At 60.3% G+C, this 17,631-nt stretch carries 19 protein-coding genes; 9 read left to right on the forward strand and 10 right to left on the reverse strand.

The window, feature by feature from the left end; all coding sequences use genetic code 11:
- Positions 1 to 287 precede the first annotated feature (287 nt).
- The 4 genes from glnA to ntrC all read left to right on the forward strand — a co-directional run bounded on the left by glnA (position 288) and on the right by ntrC (position 5,318).
- Positions 288 to 1,694 (forward strand): type I glutamate--ammonia ligase, encoded by a 1,407-nt coding sequence (glnA, locus tag AC4PS6_RS15920; protein ID WP_003187811.1) that lies wholly within the window; start codon positions 288 to 290, stop codon positions 1,692 to 1,694.
- A 205-nt stretch (positions 1,695 to 1,899) separates the two neighbouring features.
- Positions 1,900 to 2,436: a chorismate mutase gene (locus AC4PS6_RS15925; RefSeq protein WP_014716524.1), complete on the forward strand. Its 537-nt coding sequence runs from the start codon at positions 1,900 to 1,902 to the stop codon at positions 2,434 to 2,436.
- 363 nt (positions 2,437 to 2,799) lie between these two features.
- Positions 2,800 to 3,885: a nitrogen regulation protein NR(II) gene (gene glnL / locus AC4PS6_RS15930; protein ID WP_014716523.1), complete on the forward strand. Its 1,086-nt coding sequence runs from the start codon at positions 2,800 to 2,802 to the stop codon at positions 3,883 to 3,885.
- Positions 3,882 to 5,318 carry a nitrogen regulation protein NR(I) gene (gene ntrC, locus AC4PS6_RS15935; protein ID WP_003187806.1) on the forward strand — a complete coding sequence of 479 codons (1,437 nt, stop codon included), beginning with the start codon at positions 3,882 to 3,884 and terminating at the stop codon, positions 5,316 to 5,318. Before glnL ends, ntrC begins: the two co-directional genes overlap by 4 nt.
- Before the next feature lie 445 nt (positions 5,319 to 5,763).
- Here the strand turns inward: ntrC and AC4PS6_RS15940 are convergent, their stop codons facing one another.
- On the reverse strand, positions 5,764 to 6,204 hold the full coding sequence (locus tag AC4PS6_RS15940; protein ID WP_019819992.1) for a hypothetical protein: 441 nt from the start codon (positions 6,202 to 6,204) through the stop codon (positions 5,764 to 5,766).
- On the opposite strand from AC4PS6_RS15940, the gene AC4PS6_RS15945 reads away from it, so the two are divergent.
- The gene (locus tag AC4PS6_RS15945; RefSeq protein WP_003171120.1) at positions 6,203 to 6,658 is read left to right on the forward strand and encodes a tRNA (cytidine(34)-2'-O)-methyltransferase; all 456 of its coding nucleotides are present in this window, start codon (positions 6,203 to 6,205) and stop codon (positions 6,656 to 6,658) included. The genes AC4PS6_RS15940 and AC4PS6_RS15945 overlap by 2 nt on opposite strands.
- A gap of 159 nt (positions 6,659 to 6,817) precedes the next feature.
- On the opposite strand, the gene secB is transcribed toward AC4PS6_RS15945, so the two are convergent.
- From secB to AC4PS6_RS15960, 3 genes are read right to left on the reverse strand one after another with little or no spacing between them, the layout of a single operon-like run.
- Positions 6,818 to 7,297 carry a protein-export chaperone SecB gene (gene secB / locus AC4PS6_RS15950; RefSeq protein ID WP_032894017.1) on the reverse strand — a complete coding sequence of 160 codons (480 nt, stop codon included), beginning with the start codon at positions 7,295 to 7,297 and terminating at the stop codon, positions 6,818 to 6,820.
- A 41-nt stretch (positions 7,298 to 7,338) separates the two neighbouring features.
- A complete protein-coding gene (gene grxC, locus AC4PS6_RS15955) occupies positions 7,339 to 7,593 on the reverse strand; it encodes a glutaredoxin 3 (RefSeq protein WP_032901812.1) in 255 nt (84 codons plus the stop codon).
- A gap of 1 nt (position 7,594) precedes the next feature.
- Positions 7,595 to 8,008, reverse strand: a complete 414-nt coding sequence (locus AC4PS6_RS15960; RefSeq protein ID WP_032901811.1) for a rhodanese-like domain-containing protein — start codon at positions 8,006 to 8,008, stop codon at positions 7,595 to 7,597.
- Between the two features lie 151 nt (positions 8,009 to 8,159).
- Here AC4PS6_RS15960 and gpmI point away from each other — a divergent pair, with 151 nt between their 5' ends.
- The 4 genes from gpmI (at position 8,160) to AC4PS6_RS15980 (ending at position 13,360) form a co-directional block, all read left to right on the forward strand.
- A complete protein-coding gene (gpmI, locus tag AC4PS6_RS15965) occupies positions 8,160 to 9,686 on the forward strand; it encodes a 2,3-bisphosphoglycerate-independent phosphoglycerate mutase (protein ID WP_054897547.1) in 1,527 nt (508 codons plus the stop codon).
- Between the two features lie 258 nt (positions 9,687 to 9,944).
- Positions 9,945 to 11,240 carry a murein hydrolase activator EnvC family protein gene (locus AC4PS6_RS15970; RefSeq protein WP_492180875.1) on the forward strand — a complete coding sequence of 432 codons (1,296 nt, stop codon included), beginning with the start codon at positions 9,945 to 9,947 and terminating at the stop codon, positions 11,238 to 11,240.
- Positions 11,241 to 11,270: 30 nt separating this feature from the next.
- Positions 11,271 to 12,584 (forward strand): S41 family peptidase, encoded by a 1,314-nt coding sequence (locus tag AC4PS6_RS15975; RefSeq protein WP_492180876.1) that lies wholly within the window; start codon positions 11,271 to 11,273, stop codon positions 12,582 to 12,584.
- A 2-nt stretch (positions 12,585 to 12,586) separates the two neighbouring features.
- Positions 12,587 to 13,360 (forward strand): divergent polysaccharide deacetylase family protein, encoded by a 774-nt coding sequence (locus AC4PS6_RS15980; protein WP_336826743.1) that lies wholly within the window; start codon positions 12,587 to 12,589, stop codon positions 13,358 to 13,360.
- Between the two features lie 136 nt (positions 13,361 to 13,496).
- Here AC4PS6_RS15980 and AC4PS6_RS15985 read toward each other — a convergent pair whose 3' ends face one another.
- The 6 genes from AC4PS6_RS15985 to hisB all read right to left on the reverse strand — a co-directional run bounded on the left by AC4PS6_RS15985 (position 13,497) and on the right by hisB (position 17,367).
- Positions 13,497 to 14,252, reverse strand: coding sequence for a substrate-binding periplasmic protein (locus AC4PS6_RS15985; RefSeq protein ID WP_336826741.1), 756 nt, complete (start codon positions 14,250 to 14,252; stop codon positions 13,497 to 13,499).
- Between the two features lie 66 nt (positions 14,253 to 14,318).
- On the reverse strand, positions 14,319 to 15,089 hold the full coding sequence (gene hisF, locus AC4PS6_RS15990; protein WP_003171107.1) for an imidazole glycerol phosphate synthase subunit HisF: 771 nt from the start codon (positions 15,087 to 15,089) through the stop codon (positions 14,319 to 14,321).
- A gap of 9 nt (positions 15,090 to 15,098) precedes the next feature.
- Complete coding sequence (hisA, locus tag AC4PS6_RS15995) at positions 15,099 to 15,836, reverse strand: 1-(5-phosphoribosyl)-5-[(5-phosphoribosylamino)methylideneamino]imidazole-4-carboxamide isomerase (protein ID WP_003187784.1); 738 nt, start codon at positions 15,834 to 15,836, stop codon at positions 15,099 to 15,101.
- 39 nt (positions 15,837 to 15,875) lie between these two features.
- Positions 15,876 to 16,133, reverse strand: a complete 258-nt coding sequence (locus tag AC4PS6_RS16000; protein WP_014716514.1) for a DUF2164 domain-containing protein — start codon at positions 16,131 to 16,133, stop codon at positions 15,876 to 15,878.
- On the reverse strand, positions 16,133 to 16,771 hold the full coding sequence (gene hisH / locus AC4PS6_RS16005) for an imidazole glycerol phosphate synthase subunit HisH (protein WP_014716513.1): 639 nt from the start codon (positions 16,769 to 16,771) through the stop codon (positions 16,133 to 16,135). The genes AC4PS6_RS16000 and hisH overlap by 1 nt, the downstream gene beginning before the upstream one ends.
- On the reverse strand, positions 16,771 to 17,367 hold the full coding sequence (gene hisB / locus AC4PS6_RS16010) for an imidazoleglycerol-phosphate dehydratase HisB (protein ID WP_003187781.1): 597 nt from the start codon (positions 17,365 to 17,367) through the stop codon (positions 16,771 to 16,773). Before hisB ends, hisH begins: the two co-directional genes overlap by 1 nt.
- Between the last annotated feature and the right edge of the window lie 264 nt (positions 17,368 to 17,631).

Genomic DNA, 17,631 nt, shown 5'->3' on the forward strand with positions numbered 1-17,631 from the left:
AGCGGAAATCGCTCAAGGTTTAACCAGTTAATATGCATTGCCTACGCAATGCACCAAAACGGGTCATTTACACAAATAAACGCTACATTGCAGTGCGCGATTTATGCCATTTTTGCCGATTGCACCGTTATAGGGGCTATTTTGAGGCAAAACGGCCATGTTGGCGCACTGGCATGCAATTTGCTCTCTTGTGAGGCAGGTTGCCTTGGCGGAGTATCCGCGCCGGCATCACCCAAATTCTAAGGGCTAACTCCACTACCCAAGCCCGAAGCCACCCGGAGGACACCATGTCGAAGTCGGTTCAACTCATCAAAGATCATGACGTTAAATGGATTGATCTGCGCTTCACGGACACAAAAGGCACTCAGCACCACGTGACCATGCCGGCTCGCGATGCGCTGGAAGATGACTTCTTCGAAGTCGGCAAGATGTTCGACGGTTCCTCCATCGCCGGCTGGAAAGGCATCGAAGCCTCCGACATGATCCTGCTGCCAGACGACAGCACCGCCGTACTCGACCCGTTCACCGAAGAGCCAACCCTGATCCTGGTGTGCGACATCATCGAGCCTTCGACCATGCAAGGCTATGACCGCGACCCACGCGCCATCGCCCACCGTGCCGAGGAATACCTGAAGTCCACCGGTATCGGCGACACCGCATTCTTCGGCCCTGAGCCAGAGTTCTTCATCTTCGACTCGGTGAAGTTCAAATCCGACATCTCCGGCTCCATGTTCAAGATTTTCTCCGAGCAAGGTTCGTGGATGTCCGACCAGGACGTGGAAGGCGGCAACAAAGGCCACCGTCCAGGCGTGAAAGGCGGCTACTTCCCAGTACCACCGTTCGACTTCGACCATGAAATCCGTACCTCCATGTGCAACGCACTGGAAGAAATGGGCCAGACCGTTGAAGTTCACCACCACGAAGTGGCGACTGCCGGCCAGAACGAAATCGGCGTGAAATTCAACACGCTGGTGAAGAAGGCTGACGAAGTTCAAACTCTGAAATACTGCGTGCACAACGTTGCCGATGCCTATGGCCGCACCGCTACCTTCATGCCTAAGCCGCTGTACGGCGATAACGGCTCAGGCATGCACGTTCACGTATCGATTTCCAAAGACGGCAAGAACACCTTCGCTGGCGAAGGCTATGCCGGCCTGTCCGATACCGCCCTGTACTTCATCGGCGGCATCATCAAGCACGGCAAGGCCCTGAACGGCTTCACCAACCCGTCGACCAACTCCTACAAGCGTCTGGTCCCAGGTTTTGAAGCGCCGGTGATGCTGGCCTACTCGGCACGCAACCGCTCCGCCTCGATCCGTATTCCTTACGTCAACAGCCCTAAAGGCCGTCGTATCGAAGCGCGCTTCCCAGACCCGGCTGCCAACCCTTACCTGGCCTTCGCCGCCCTGATGATGGCCGGCCTGGACGGTATCCAGAACAAGATCCACCCTGGCGACGCCGCCGACAAAAACTTGTACGACCTGCCGCCTGAAGAGGCCAAAGAGATCCCACAAGTGTGCGGCAGCCTGAAAGAAGCCCTGGAAGAGCTGGACAAGGGCCGTGCGTTCCTGACCAAAGGCGGCGTTTTCAGCGACGACTTCATCGACGCTTACATCGCCCTGAAAAGCGAAGAAGAAATCAAAGTACGCACCTTCGTACACCCACTGGAATACGAGCTGTACTACAGCTGCTGATCCGGTAGCGCTGCTTGAGGCAGCGTGATGAAAAAGACCTCTTTCGGGAGGTCTTTTTTTTTGCCTGGGCGTTACGCTACGCCAACTCTGCAAACCCAATCAAAGTGTGGGAGCTGGCTTGCCTGCGATAGCGCACTGCCGGCCACCTGCTGTATCACTGACACACCGCCATCGCGGGCAAGCCCGCTCCCACAGGAGATCACCTTTGAGATATCGACTTGTATTTGCCCTGCTGTTCATCAGTGCCAGTGCGAGCGCTGCGCCGCCTACGCTCGAACCCCTGCTCAACAGCATCGCCGAACGCCTTGAGATTGCCGACCAGGTAGCACTGAGCAAGTGGGACAGCCACAAGCCCGTGGAGGACAAGAAGCGCGAACAAGAGGTGATCGCCAGCGTCACTGCCCAGGCGCCGAGCTACAAGCTGGACCCGGCCGCTGCCGAGCAGTTCTTCGCCGCCCAGATCGAAGCCAACAAACTGGTGCAATATACCCACCTGTCCGACTGGCAGTTCCAGGGCAAAGCGCCCGACGACCCGCGCCCGGACCTGGTCCAGCAGATTCGCCCGCAATTGGACGCGCTGCAAAAAAGGCTGCTGCAGCAGCTGGCTGACTTCACGCCCCTGCGCACAGACCCCAAATGCCCCCAATGGCTGGCCGAGGCCGTGCACGAACCGCTGAATGATCCGCTGCGCCAGCTGGCGATGATCCGCGCCACCGCCGAGCTTTGCATCTATAAAGGTTAAAAGGACTGCAAATCCAATTAAAAATGTGGGAGCTGGCTTGCCTGCGATAACCGTGTTGAATGCACCACAGCTATCGCAGGCAAGCCAGCTCCCACACTGACTGCGATTTGCCTTCAATCTTCAGTGGCTGAACAACCTTCACAAAACCGCACTATATTGGTGCGATAGCCTGCACCCTTCTCAATTGCCCAGCCCATTTTGGTTCGAAACTTCCCGTTGAGGCTGGCAGAACGCCACAGTTTCGCGCCTGAACCCCTTATTTCAGGGCATTAGCGCTTCTTTTCGGAGCCTTGGTTTGGTTTTTGCATTTTCCTTGTATCAGCGTGTGCCTCAAGCCCGCGCCTTGCTCCAAAAGAGGTCCCGATGACCATCAGCGATGCACTGCACCGTTTGTTACTCGACAACCTGACCACCGCGACCATCCTGCTCAATGCCGACCTGCGCCTTGAGTACATGAACCCGGCGGCGGAGATGCTCCTGGCGATCAGCGGCCAGCGCAGCCATGGGCAGTTCATCAGCGAATTGTTCACCGAGTCGGCCGAAGCCTTGAGCTCGTTGCGCCAGGCCGTGGAGCAGGCACACCCGTTCACCAAGCGCGAAGCGATGCTCACCGCGCTCACCGGACAAACGTTGACCGTCGACTACGCCGTGACCCCAATCCTTAGCAATGGCGCGACCCTGCTGCTGCTCGAAGTCCACCCCCGCGACCGCCTGCTGCGTATCACCAAGGAGGAAGCACAGCTGTCCAAGCAAGAAACCAGCAAGATGCTGGTGCGCGGCCTCGCCCATGAAATCAAGAACCCGCTGGGCGGCATTCGCGGCGCGGCACAGTTGTTGTCCCGCGAGCTGCCGGACGAGCACCTCAAGGACTACACCAACGTCATCATCGAAGAAGCCGACCGCCTGCGTAACCTGGTGGATCGCATGCTCGGCTCCAACAAGCTGCCGTCCCTGGCGATGACCAATGTGCATGAGGTGCTGGAGCGGGTCTGCCAACTGGTCGAGGCCGAAAGCCAAGGTTGCATCACCTTGGTGCGCGACTACGACCCTAGCATTCCCGACGTGTTGATCGACCGCGAACAGATGATCCAGGCCGTGCTCAACATCGTACGCAACGCCATGCAGGCCATCAGCAGCCAGAATGAGCTGCGCCTGGGCCGCATCAGCCTGCGCACCCGCGCCCTGCGCCAGTTCACCATCGGCCATGTGCGCCACCGCCTGGTGACCAAGGTCGAGATCATCGACAACGGCCCCGGCATTCCTGCGGAGCTGCAGGAAACCATCTTCTTTCCCATGGTCAGCGGCCGCCCGGACGGTACCGGGCTGGGCCTGGCCATCACCCAGAACATCATCAGCCAGCACCAGGGCCTGATCGAATGTGAGAGCCACCCTGGCCACACCACGTTCTCGATCTTCCTGCCATTGGAACAAGGAGCCCCCACGACATGAGCCGTAGTGAAACTGTCTGGATCGTCGACGACGACCGTTCTATCCGCTGGGTCCTCGAAAAAGCCTTGCAACAAGAAGGCATGACCACCCAGAGCTTCGACAGCGCCGATGGGGTGATGAGCCGCCTGGCACGTCAGCAACCGGACGTGATCATTTCCGATATCCGCATGCCTGGGGCCAGTGGCCTGGACTTGCTGGCGCGCATTCGCGAGCAGCACCCGCGCTTGCCGGTGATCATCATGACCGCCCACTCGGACCTGGACAGCGCTGTCGCGTCCTATCAGGGCGGTGCCTTTGAATACCTGCCCAAGCCATTTGACGTGGATGAGGCGGTAGCGCTGGTCAAACGCGCCAACCAGCACGCCCAGGAACAACAGAACCAGGAAGCGCCGCCGACCCTGACCCGTACTCCGGAAATCATCGGGGAAGCGCCGGCGATGCAGGAAGTGTTTCGCGCCATCGGGCGCTTGAGCCATTCCAACATCACCGTGTTGATCAACGGCGAATCGGGGACCGGTAAAGAACTGGTGGCCCACGCCCTGCACCGCCACAGCCCTCGGGCGGCCTCGCCGTTTATCGCACTGAATATGGCGGCGATTCCCAAGGATTTGATGGAGTCCGAGCTGTTCGGCCATGAAAAAGGCGCGTTCACCGGGGCAGCCAACCTGCGTCGCGGACGCTTTGAACAGGCGGACGGCGGCACACTGTTCCTCGATGAAATCGGCGACATGCCGGCCGATACTCAGACTCGCTTGCTGCGGGTACTGGCTGACGGCGAGTTCTATCGTGTGGGCGGGCATACGCCGGTGAAGGTGGATGTGCGCATCATCGCGGCCACCCACCAGAACCTGGAAACACTGGTGCATGCGGGTAAATTCCGTGAGGACTTGTTCCACCGCCTCAACGTGATCCGCATCCACATTCCGCGCATGTCGGACCGCCGCGAAGATATCCCTACCCTCGCCCGCCATTTCCTCAGCCGCGCCGCCCTGGAGCTGGCGGTGGAGCCCAAGCTGCTCAAAAGCGAGACCGAGGAATACCTCAAGAATCTGCCGTGGCCCGGCAACGTGCGCCAGCTGGAGAACACCTGCCGCTGGATCACCGTAATGGCCTCCGGGCGCGAAGTGCACATCAGCGACCTGCCGCCGGAGCTGCTGAGCCTGCCGCAGGACTCGGCTCCCGTGACCAACTGGGAACAGGCGCTGCGCCAATGGGCCGACCAGGCCTTGGCACGCGGCCAGTCGAACCTGCTGGACAGCGCCGTGCCAGCGTTCGAGCGGATCATGATCGAGACCGCGCTCAAACACACCGCCGGCCGCCGCCGTGATGCCGCCGTGCTGCTGGGTTGGGGGCGCAATACCCTGACGCGCAAGATCAAGGAATTGGGGATGAAGGTGGATGGTGGGGATGATGACGAGGGTGATGAAGCCTGAACCCCAAGACCGCTGAAGGCCCCGTGTGGGAGCCGGGCTTGCCCGCGATGACGGTGTGTCAGTCACCCAGTATAGGGCTGACACGCCGTCATCGCAGGCAAGCCAGCTCCCACATTGGTTTTGTGCAATGCCTGCAGACTGTGCACCGCTTCAATGCACGATGAACCGGCATTGAGCACAGACCAGAAAACTCGCCTATCGCTTTCGCTACAAATTTCTTGGCAGCAGAAACAAACAAAGCCCCGTATTCCGGGGCTTTGCGCTTTTTGGCTGTTTTTTCAAGCAGCAATTGCAAGTTTTGGCACGCCCCCTGCAATAACCCCAGTACCACCCAGTTTCGGGGACCTTGGTACAGGCAGGCCGAGAATCCCCTCTTTAACACCGAAGCCTTAGGCTTCACCCCGTTTTGGGAGCCCTGGTACAGGCAGGCCGGGAACTCCCTCTTTTATTGCTCTTGGAGATGGATCTCCAGCCGCCAGCGGCCATCGACCTCTGCACCGCTCCACTCCCCACGCAACGGCCGAGCCGCCACCAGGTTCAGCAGCAGGCCAGCGTCGGTCTTGCGTATGCGCCAATTCACGTCCTTGTCATTGACCTTGAGCTGCCCGCTGGCAGCCTTGCCCTGGGCGTCAAACAGCAACGCCACGGTGCCGTCGATATGCTCGCCGTGCAGCTTGGGTTCGTCGTTGAACCACACCACCAAACCATCCGCCGCAGGTTCTACCTGTTGCAGCTCAAGCGGCTCGGGGGTGGTCAAGCGACCGATCATCAAGCCAATCATCAAGCCGACAATCGCCAATGAGCCCAACACCCTCGGCAATAGCTTCGGTCTCGGGTCGTCTTCGGGGGTAGAATGCAGCGCATCTTTGCCTTCGGAGCCGTGCATGTTTCACGTCATCCTTTTTCAACCAGAAATTCCGCCGAATACCGGCAACGTTATCAGGCTGTGCGCCAACAGTGGCTGCCACCTGCATTTGATCGAGCCTTTAGGCTTTGACATGGACGACAAGCGCCTGCGCCGTGCCGGGCTGGACTACCACGAGTACGCCACCCTCAAGCGCCATGCCGACCTGGCCAGTTGCCTGGAGAGCCTGGGCCACCCTCGGCTGTTCGCGTTCACCACCAAGGGCTCGCGGCCGTTTCATGATGCCAGCTTTGCCGAGGGCGACGCGTTCCTGTTCGGCCCGGAGAGCCGAGGCCTGCCGGCCGAGGTGCTTGACGCATTGCCCGATGGCCATCGCCTGCGCTTGCCGATGCGTGAAGGCTGCCGCAGCCTGAACCTGTCGAACACCGTAGCCGTTGCCGTCTATGAAGGCTGGCGCCAACTGGGCTTTAAATAACACCGCATAACAAATGTGGGAGCGGGCTTGTGTGGGAGCCGGGCTTGCCCGCGATGCAGGCACCTCGGTGTGTCAGTCACACCGCAGTGATGCTATCGCAGGCAAGCCAGCTCCCACACAAGCCCGCTCCCACATTTTAGAACGGCATCGCTCAGCAAATTACTGAACGGTTGGCGCGCCTTCCTGTTGCATGCGCTGCAGCTCTTGGGCGTACAGGGCATCGAAGTTCACCGGGGCCAGCATCAGGGCCGGGAACGAACCACGGGTGACCAGGCTGTCCAGGGTCTCACGGGCATACGGGAACAGGATGTTCGGGCAGAACGCGCCCAGGGTGTGGCTCATGGACGCCTCGTCCAGGCCCTGGATCAGGAAGATACCGGCCTGTTGCACTTCAGCGATGAAAGCGACTTCTTCACCATTCTTGACGGTGACCGACAGGGTCAGCACGACTTCGTGGAAGTCACCTTCCAGGGATTTCTGACGGGTGTTCAGGTCCAGCGCAACGCTTGGGGTCCACTCCTGACGGAAGATGGCCGGGCTTTTTGGCGCTTCGAACGACAGGTCGCGCACGTAGATCCGCTGCAGCGAGAACTGTGGGCCTTGAGCTTCTGCTGCTTCGGTGTTCTGTTGATCAGTCATCGCAGATCCTTCTTTATCTTGGGTTCTTGAGGGTTTAGGCGTCAGGCGGACAGCAGCGCATCAAGTTTACCGGCGCGCTCCAGAGCGAACAGGTCGTCGCAACCACCGATATGCCGGGTGCCGATCCAGATCTGCGGGACCGACGTGCGGCCAGCCTTCTGGGCCATTTCGGCGCGCACCTGGGGCTTGCCATCGACCTTGATCTCTTCAAAGGCAACACCCTTTTTCTCAAGCAAGGCCTTGGCCCGCATGCAATAAGGGCAATAATCGCTGGAATACACGACAACCTGGCTCATATCACTTCACCAACGGCAGGTTATCGCCACGCCAGCTGCTGATACCACCCGACAGCTTGGCGGCGGTGAAGCCGGACTTGAGCATCTCACGGGCGTGGGTGCCGGAGTGCTGGCCCTGGGCATCGACCAGGATGATGGTCTTGGCCTTGTGCTTTTCCAGTTCGCCCAGACGCGCAATCAGCTTGTCCTGGGGAATGTTCAGGGCGCCAACGATATGGCCGGCGGCATAATCCTTGGCCGGGCGAATATCGACGACGACGGCCTCATCCTTGTTGACCAGCGCGGTCAGCTCCGACGTGCTCAGGCTGCGACCACCGCGGCTCAGTTCGTGAGCGATCAGCAGCGCCAGCAGGATGACGAAGGCGCCCACAAGCAGATAGTGGGCAGTGGCAAATGCAATCAGGTGATCAACCATCAAGGAGGTTCCAGGGCGTTAAAATGGCGGTAAGTATACACAGCCGCCAGGGGGGGCCAACCCCCGTAAAGCGGTGACGTGGTTGGAACTTCGCTTTAAACTGCCACTCCCTTTTCAATTGTCTTCCTTTATTAGCGCCGCGAGAGGATCTATGACTACCACGCCTAAACCTTTGGTCCTGATAATTCTCGATGGCTTCGGACACAGTGAAAGCCACCACGACAACGCGGTGTACTCGGCCAACAAGCCGGTACTGGACCGCCTGACCGCCACCGTGCCCAACGGCCTGATCTCAGGTTCCGGCATGGACGTGGGCCTGCCGGACGGCCAGATGGGCAACTCGGAAGTCGGCCACATGAACCTCGGTGCCGGACGAGTGGTGTACCAGGACTTCACTCGTGTCACCAAGGCGATCCGCGATGGCGAGTTCTTCGAGAACCCGACCATCTGCGCCGCGGTCGATAAAGCCGTTGCCGCGGGCAAGGCCGTGCACTTCATGGGCCTGTTGTCGGACGGCGGCGTACACAGCCATCAGGATCACTTGGTCGCCATGGCCGAACTGGCGTTCAAGCGCGGCGCTGACAAAATCTATCTGCACGCCTTCCTCGACGGCCGCGACACGCCGCCTAAAAGCGCGCAATCCTCCATCGAACTGCTGGATACCACCTTCGCCGCTCTGGGCAAGGGCCGTATCGCCAGCCTGGTGGGCCGTTACTTCGCCATGGACCGCGACAACCGCTGGGACCGTGTCGCCCAGGCGTACAACCTGATCGTCGACGGCCAGGCCGAATTCAACGCAGCCACCGCCCAGGAAGGCCTGGAAGCGGCCTACGCCCGAGGTGAAAGCGATGAATTCGTCAAAGCCACCACCATCGGCGAACCGGTGAAGGTCGAAGACGGCGACGCCGTGGTGTTCATGAACTTCCGCGCCGACCGCGCCCGTGAACTGAGCCATGTGTTCGTCGATGAAGGCTTCAAGGACTTCGAACGCGCGCGCCAGCCGAAGGTCGAGTTCGTCATGCTCACTCAATACGCCGCCAACATCCCGGCCCCGTCGGCATTCGCCCCGGGCAGCCTGGAGAACGTGCTGGGCGACTACCTGGCTAAAAACGGCAAGACCCAGCTGCGCATCGCCGAAACCGAGAAATACGCCCACGTGACGTTCTTCTTCTCCGGTGGCCGCGAAGAGCCGTTCCCCGGCGAAGAGCGCATCCTGATCCCGTCGCCAAAAGTCGCTACCTACGACTTGCAGCCGGAAATGAGCGCACCGGAAGTGACCGACAAGATCGTCGACGCCATTGATCACCAGCGTTATGACGTGATCGTCGTCAACTACGCCAACGGCGACATGGTTGGCCACAGCGGCAACCTGGAAGCGGCGGTCAAGGCCGTGGAATGCCTGGATAAATGTGTTGGCCGCATCGTCGACGCGCTGGAAAAAGTCGGCGGCGAAGCGCTGATCACCGCCGACCATGGCAACTGCGAACAGATGTCCGACGAATCCACTGGTCAGGCTCACACAGCCCACACCACCGAGCCGGTACCGTTCATCTATGTCGGCAAACGTGACCTGAAAGTGCGTGAAGGTGGCGTGCTGGCGGATGTGGCGCCGACCATGCTGAAACTGATGGGGCTGGAGCAACCGAAGGAGATGACCGGGACCTCGATACTGGTCTGATCCAAAGTACGCCACAAAACAGTGTGGGAGCGGGCTTGCCCGCGATAGCGGCTAATCAGTCGACATCTATGTCGCTGACCCACCGCAATCGCGGGCAAGCCCGCTCCCACATTGGTTTTGTGGTGTTTGATAGATGTCTTTTTGCCATACCATCGCCACTCGGCGGCTATCTTGCCCTACCGCCCCAATTGGGCGTTTTTTTTGCAGCGCTTGGCGGGCATACTAGGCCGTCCTTTTCCCCTGGTGTCGCCCGCCTCTATGCTTCGCGCCTTGATCACCCTTGCTCTTGTCTGCCTGCTCCAACCGGCATTTGCCGATGAGCGCGCACAAACCCAACAACAGTTGGACGCTACGCGTCAGGACATTACCGAGCTGAAAAAACTGCTCGGCAAGCTCCAGGAAGAAAAATCCGGGGTGCAGAAAGACCTGCGCGGCACGGAAACCGAAATGGGCAAGCTGGAGAAGCAGGTCCAGGAGCTGCAAAAAGAACTAAAGAAGAGCGAGTCGGAACTGGAGCGACTCGACGCTGAGAAAAAAAAACTCCAGAGCGCACGCGTTGAACAGCAACGCCTGATCGCGATCCAGGCCCGTGCCGCGTACCAGAGCGGCCGCCAGGAGTACCTCAAGCTGCTGCTCAACCAGCAGAACCCGGAAAAATTCGCCCGTACCCTCACCTATTACGACTACCTGAGCCAGGCACGCCTGGCGCAATTGAAGGGGTTTAACGAAACCCTGCGCCAATTGGCCAATGTCGAGCAAGAGATTGCCGACCAGCAATCGCAACTGCTCGACCAGAAAACCGCCCTCGACACCCAGCGTGATCAGTTGGACAAGGTGCGCAAGGAACGCCAGCAGGCCCTGGCCAAGCTCAACAGCGACGTAAAAGCCCGCGACGCCAAGCTCCAGGCCCGCGAGCAGGACCAGGCCGACCTGGCCAAAGTCCTCAAGACTATCGAAGAAACCCTGGCCCGCCAGGCACGCGAGGCCGAAGAAGCGCGGCAAAAAGCGCTGATCGCCCAGCAGGAAGCCGAAAAAAAGCGTCAGCGTGAGGCCGAACTGGCTGCCACCAGCGACGCTCCGGCCCCGCGCAAACGGGCGCGTGCAGCCCCTGGCCCGCTGGTTTCCAGCAGTGGCGAGTCCTTCGGTGGCCCTTTTGCTTCAGCTCGGGGCAAACTTCCATGGCCGGTTGATGGTCGATTACTGGCACGCTTTGGGGAAACCCGTGGCGATGACACCCGTGCCAAGTGGGACGGCGTGATGATCAGCGCCTCTGCCGGCAGCCAGGTCCACGCCGTGCATGGTGGGCGCGTGGTGTTCGCCGATTGGTTGCGGGGCGCCGGCTTGCTGGTGATTCTTGACCACGGTAATGGCTATTTGAGCCTTTACGGCCACAATCAGACACTACTCAAGTCGGCAGGTGATGTTGTAAAAGCCGGTGAATCCATCTCCACTGTCGGTAACAGTGGTGGCCAGGACACCCCGGCGCTGTACTTTGCTATTCGTCAGCAGGGCCGCCCGAGCGACCCTGCACAATGGTGCCGGTCCCAAGGATAGGGTCGCATCTACATTAGGAGTTCGTTCGACATGCTGCATTTGTCCCGCCTCACTTCGCTGGCCCTGACGATCGCTCTGGTGATCGGCGCGCCTCTGGCTTTTGCCGACCAGGCCGCACCGGCTGCACCTGCCATGGCTGCGACGACCAAGGCGCCATTGCCGCTGGACGAGCTGCGCACCTTTGCCGAGGTCATGGACCGGATCAAGGCAGCGTATGTCGAACCCGTAGACGACAAGGCCCTGCTGGAAAATGCCATCAAGGGCATGCTCAGCAACCTCGACCCGCACTCCGCCTACCTGGGCCCGGAAGATTTCGCCGAGCTGCAGGAAAGCACCAGTGGTGAGTTCGGCGGCCTGGGCATCGAAGTGGGCTCCGAAGACGGCCAGATCAAAGTGGTCTCGCCCATCGACGACACCCCAGCGTCCAAGGCCGGCATCCAGGCCGGCGACCTGATCGTGAAGATCAATGGCCAGCCGACCCGTGGCCAGACCATGACCGAAGCCGTCGACAAGATGCGCGGCAAGCTCGGCCAGAAGATCACCCTCACCCTGGTACGCGACGGCGGCAACCCGTTTGACGTGACCCTGGCCCGTGCGACCATCACGGTCAAGAGCGTGAAGAGCCAGTTGCTGGAGTCGGGCTACGGTTACATCCGTATCACCCAGTTCCAGGTCAAGACCGGCGACGAAGTGGCCAAGGCCCTGGCCAAGCTGCGCAAAGACAACGGCAAGAAGCTCAACGGCATCGTGCTTGACCTGCGTAACAACCCAGGCGGCGTGTTGCAGTCGGCGATTGAAGTGGTCGACCACTTTGTCACCAAGGGCCTGATCGTTTATACCAAAGGCCGGATTGCCAACTCCGAACTGCGCTTCTCGGCCACCGGCAACGACTTGAGCGAAAACGTGCCGTTGGCGGTGCTGATCAACGGCGGCAGCGCCTCGGCCTCGGAAATCGTCGCCGGCGCCCTGCAAGACCTCAAGCGCGGCGTGCTGATGGGCACCACCAGCTTCGGCAAAGGCTCGGTGCAGACCGTATTGCCGCTGAACAACGACCGTGCACTGAAGATCACCACGGCGCTGTACTACACGCCCAACGGCCGCTCGATCCAGGCCCAGGGCATCGTGCCGGACATCGAAGTACGCCGCGCCAAGATCACCAACGAGATCGATGGCGAATACTACAAAGAGGCCGATCTGCAAGGTCACCTGGGCAATGGCAACGGCGGCGCCGACCAGCCAACCGGCAGCCGCGCCAAGGCCAAGCCGATGCCCCAGGACGATGACTACCAACTGGCCCAGGCACTCAGCCTGCTCAAGGGCTTGAGCATCACCCGCAGCCGTTGATCATGCGCTTTGCCCTGATCTTCGCTGTGCTGTGCAGCCTGGCAGGGGTCGCTCAAGCGGCCCCTGCCGGCGAACCGCACAAAGCCTACCTGACGCTTATCATCGACGACCTGGGGCAAAACCTGCCTCGGGATCGTCGCGTGCTTGCGCTACCCGGCCCGGTGACCGCCGCCATCATGCCGGACACGCCCCACGCCGCCGAATTCGCCCGTGAGGCCCACAAGGCTGGCAAGATCGTGATCCTGCACATGCCTATGGACCCGGCCACCGGCCCATTCGCCTGGCACCCGGAGCTGTCCATCGAAGAACTGGGCAAGCGCCTGGACGCGGCATTTGAAGCCGTGCCCTACACCGCCGGTATCAACAACCACATGGGCAGCCGCATGACTGCACAACCGGTAGCGATGGCCTGGCTGATGGGTGAGTTGCAACGGCGCCACACGTTCTTCGTCGACAGCCGCACCAGTGCGCAAACCGTCGCCGCCGCCGAGGCACAGAAGATCGGTTTGGCCCATGTGTCGCGGGATGTATTTCTCGATGACGAACGCACCGAGGCGGCGATTACCACGCAACTGCAGACCGCGATCAAACTGGCGCACAAGCAGGGTTCGGCAGTCATGATCGGGCATCCTTACCCACAGACGCTGGCGGTGCTGGAGCGAGAATTGCCCAAGCTCAAGGCCCAGGGCGTGGAGTGGATCGATATCAAGTTGATGATCAGCGTGCGCAGTAATCGGGCGATGGCCGGGCATGGCAAGGACGGTATTTACCGTTAAGGAAGATCGCAAAGATCTACTGTGGGAGCGGGCTTGCCCGCGATGGCGGAGTGTCGGTCACACAGGTATTGGCTGATCCAATGTTATCGCGGGCAACCCCGCTCCCACATTGTTGATCATGTTCATCCTGCCGACTTCAGAGGTAACGCGCCATGATTTCGTCTATACGGCCGCTGTTGCGTAACTCATCCAATGCGGCCTGGAGCCTGGCCACCACCTCATCCGGCACGTCCTTGTTCAACGCCAGGTAAAGCTGCGCACTGTTGAACCGCAACACCGTCTTGAGCCCGTTCATCCCCACCTGCCGCGCCAGGTAACGCCCGGCAGGATCGCCGGTGGCCCACAGGTCGATCTGACCTTCCATGAGCTTTTGCGCATTGTCCTGGTCACGCAGGGCGACCATCGGCTTGAGCCCCTGCTTGTCGAGGCTTTCGGCAATGGCGTCGCCTTTGTAGGCGCCAATCTTGTAGCGGCGCGCTTGCTCCAGGCTTTCTAGCTGAATCTTGCTGTCGGCCTTGGCCAGCAGTACCCAATCATCCGGGCCGATGGGGCCGACCCATTTGAACAAGGCTTCACGGTCTGGCAGACGCGCCATCACAAACACACCGTAACCGGGTTTTTCCAGGGCGAGCTTGTAGATTCGTTCCCACGGGAAGCGCAGGGTCAGGTTGTAGGAAATGCCGGCACGCTGGAAGGTTTCGCGCATGATGTCTACGGCGATGCCTTCGATGTTCTCGTCCTTGGCGAAGTTCTTGCCGTTTTTCGCCATGTTGTAGGGCGGGAAATTTTCCGTCAGCAACACCAGGGAGGCGTCAGACGGTTGTTCGGCGTGTGCCGTAGCCGCCATGAACATGGAGGAACTGGCGAGGGCGAGCAGCAGGTGTTTGAACATGAAGGCTACCGGAATCCATGGCAAGCGCAGAGAGTGCCGCGAGCCTGCCATGGTGTCCAGCAGCGTTTAGCGCACGACGATACCGCGCGCCGCCATATAGGCCTTGGCCTCGGGCACGGTGTATTCACCAAAGTGAAAAATACTCGCCGCCAGCACCGCGCTGGCATGGCCTTCGATGACGCCATCGGCCAAATGCTGCAGGTTACCGACGCCACCGGAGGCGATCACCGGGATGCCCAGTGCATCGCTGATGGCGCGGGTGACGCCCAGGTCGAAGCCGTTCTTCATGCCGTCCTGGTCCATGCTGGTCAGCAGGATTTCACCGGCGCCCAGGCCTTCCATCTTCATCGCCCACTCCACCGCGTCCAGCCCGGTAGGCTTGCGCCCGCCGTGGGTGAAGATCTCCCAGCGCGGGGTTTCGCCCGGGCCGGACACCTTTTTGGCGTCGATAGCCACCACGATGCATTGCGAGCCGAAGTGTTGCGCGGCTTCGCCGACAAACTCGGGGTTGAACACGGCGGCGGTGTTGATCGAGACCTTGTCCGCACCGGCATTAAGCAAGTTGCGGATGTCTTGCACGGTGCGCACGCCACCGCCCACGGTCAGCGGGATAAACACCTGGCTGGCCATGCGCTCGACGGTATGCAGCGTGGTGTCGCGGCCATCGACACTGGCGGTGATGTCGAGGAAGGTGATCTCGTCGGCACCTTGCTCATCGTAGCGACGGGCGATTTCTACCGGGTCGCCGGCATCACGGATGTTCTCGAACTTGACGCCCTTGACCACACGACCGTTGTCGACGTCCAGGCAAGGGATGATGCGTTTGGCCAGCGCCATGGTCAATCCTCAGCCGTTGTAGGCGTCGCAGTAAGCCTGAGCTTCGGCGACGTCCAGGGTACCTTCATAGATCGCACGGCCGGTGATGGCGCCGATAATGCCGGGAGCCTTGGCGTCCAGCAGCGACTTGATGTCACCCAGGTTGTGAATGCCGCCCGAGGCGATCACCGGAATCTTGGTGGCCGCTGCCAGGGCTGCGGTGAACGGAACGTTGCAGCCCTGCATCATGCCGTCTTTGGCGATGTCGGTATAAACGATGGCGGACACGCCGTCGGCTTCGAACTGTTTGGCCAGGTCGATCACCTGCACGGTGCTGATTTCAGCCCAGCCATCGGTGGCAACAAAGCCGTCTTTAGCATCCAGGCCGACGATAACCTTGCCGGGGAACGCGCGGCAGGCTTCGGCAACGAAGGCCGGGTCTTTCACGGCCTTGGTGCCGATGATCACGTAGCTCACGCCCGCCTTGACGTAGTGCTCGATGGTTTCCAGGGAGCGGATACCACCGCCGATCTGGATCGGCAGGTTCGGGTAGCGCTTGGCGATGGCGGTGACCACCTCGCCATTGACCGGCTGGCCTTCGAAGGCGCCGTTCAAGTCCACCAGATGCAGACGACGGCAGCCCCCTTCTACCCATTTGGCAGCCATGCTCACCGGGTCATCGGAGAACACCGTGGAATCTTCCATGCGGCCTTGGCGCAGGCGGACACAAGCGCCGTCCTTGAGATCGATAGCGGGGATAATCAGCATCTGGCAAACCTTATTCGATATTCAGCAATGCTTGGGAAATCAGGGTTTCTCAAGCGACCACAAGTCGCTTTCGATGCTTTCGAACCTTTCCTTAAGGAGCGTCTGCGTGTCGAAAACCGCCCTGTTGTAATAATGCGGCGCCACTTCGGTGGTGAACAGCTCAAGAATCTCGGCGACCTCGAACGAACCCAGCTTGAGCTCGAAGCGGTCTTCCATGAAACGTTTGATCTTGTCGGTGGCCGCACGCTCCTGCTCGGGCGTGAGGTTCAAGATCGGCGGCTTCGGTTTCTTGGCCATTACCAGCGACCATCCCAAGCGGCGAAGTTCTGCAGCAATTGCAGGCCATGGGTATGGCTCTTCTCCGGGTGGAACTGCACGGCAAAGCGCGAACCATCGGCCAGCGCGGCGGCAAAATCGACGCCGTAATGCCCGCCACCCACCACCTGGCGCGGGTTACCGGCGGCGATGTAGTAGCTGTGCACGAAGTAGAAACGCGCCATGTCCGGAATGTCGTGCCACAGCGGGTGGTCGACGGTGCGGCGCACTTCGTTCCAGCCCATGTGCGGGACTTTGAGGTGCTCGCCCTCTTCATGCAGGTCTTTGCCGAAGAACTTCACCTGGCCCGGAAACACCCCGATGCAGTCGACACCGCCGTTCTCTTCACTGCTGTCGAGCAAAGCCTGCATGCCCACGCAGATACCGAGGAAGGGGCGGTCCTGGCTGACTTCGCGCACCAGGCTGTCAAAGCCCAGGCGGCGGATCTCGGCCATGCAATCGCGAATCGCGCCAACGCCGGGGAACACCACGCGGTCGGCTTCGCGAATCACGTTGGCATCGCTGGTGATCAGCACCTTGCCGGCACCTACATGCTCAAGGGCCTTGGCCACCGAGTGCAGGTTACCCATGCCGTAATCGATAACCGCGACCGTCTGCATTACAGAACGCCCTTGGTCGACGGCATTTGCCCGCCCATGCGCTCATCGACTTCCACAGCCATGCGCAACGCGCGGCCGAAAGCCTTGAACACGGTTTCGATCTGGTGGTGGGTGTTGGTGCCGCGCAAGTTGTCGATGTGCAGGCTGACCAGTGCGTGGTTGACAAAGCCCTGGAAGAATTCCTGGAACAGGTCAACGTCAAAGCCACGGCCCACGTTCGCGCGGGTGTAAGGCACGTGCATCTGCAAACCCGGGCGGCCGGAGAAGTCGATGACCACCCGGGACAGCGCTTCATCCAACGGGACATAGGCATGGCCGTAGCGACGGATGCCTTTTTTGTCGCCGATGGCCTTGGCAAACGCCTGGCCGAGGGTGATGCCCACGTCTTCCACCATGTGGTGGTCGTCGATATGCAGGTCGCCTTTGCCGACGATATCCAGGTCGATCAGCCCGTGACGGGCGATCTGGTCCAGCATGTGCTCAAGAAAAGGGACACCGATATCGAATCGGGCCTTTCCGGTGCCATCCAGGTTGATCGAGGCTTTGATCTGGGTTTCCAGAGTGTCGCGCTCGACAGATGCCTTACGTTCGGCCATCACCAGCTCCGCAAAATCATTGGGCGAAAAAGGCAGCCATTATAGGGGCGCAGGCGCTAAACAGAAACAACGAAGGGGATAAGACTGACGAGTTGGAGCGAGGAATGTCGGGGATAGACATGTGCATACATGTGAGCATGGGCTTATGTGGGAGCTGGCTTTTGTGGGAGCTGGCTTGCCTGCGATAGCATCACTGCGAGGCAACTGGTACACCGAGGTGCCTGTATCGCAGGCAAGCCAGCTCCCACATTAGCCCGGCCCCAC

It is taken from the genome of Pseudomonas sp. DW-iso17 (assembly GCF_058725345.1).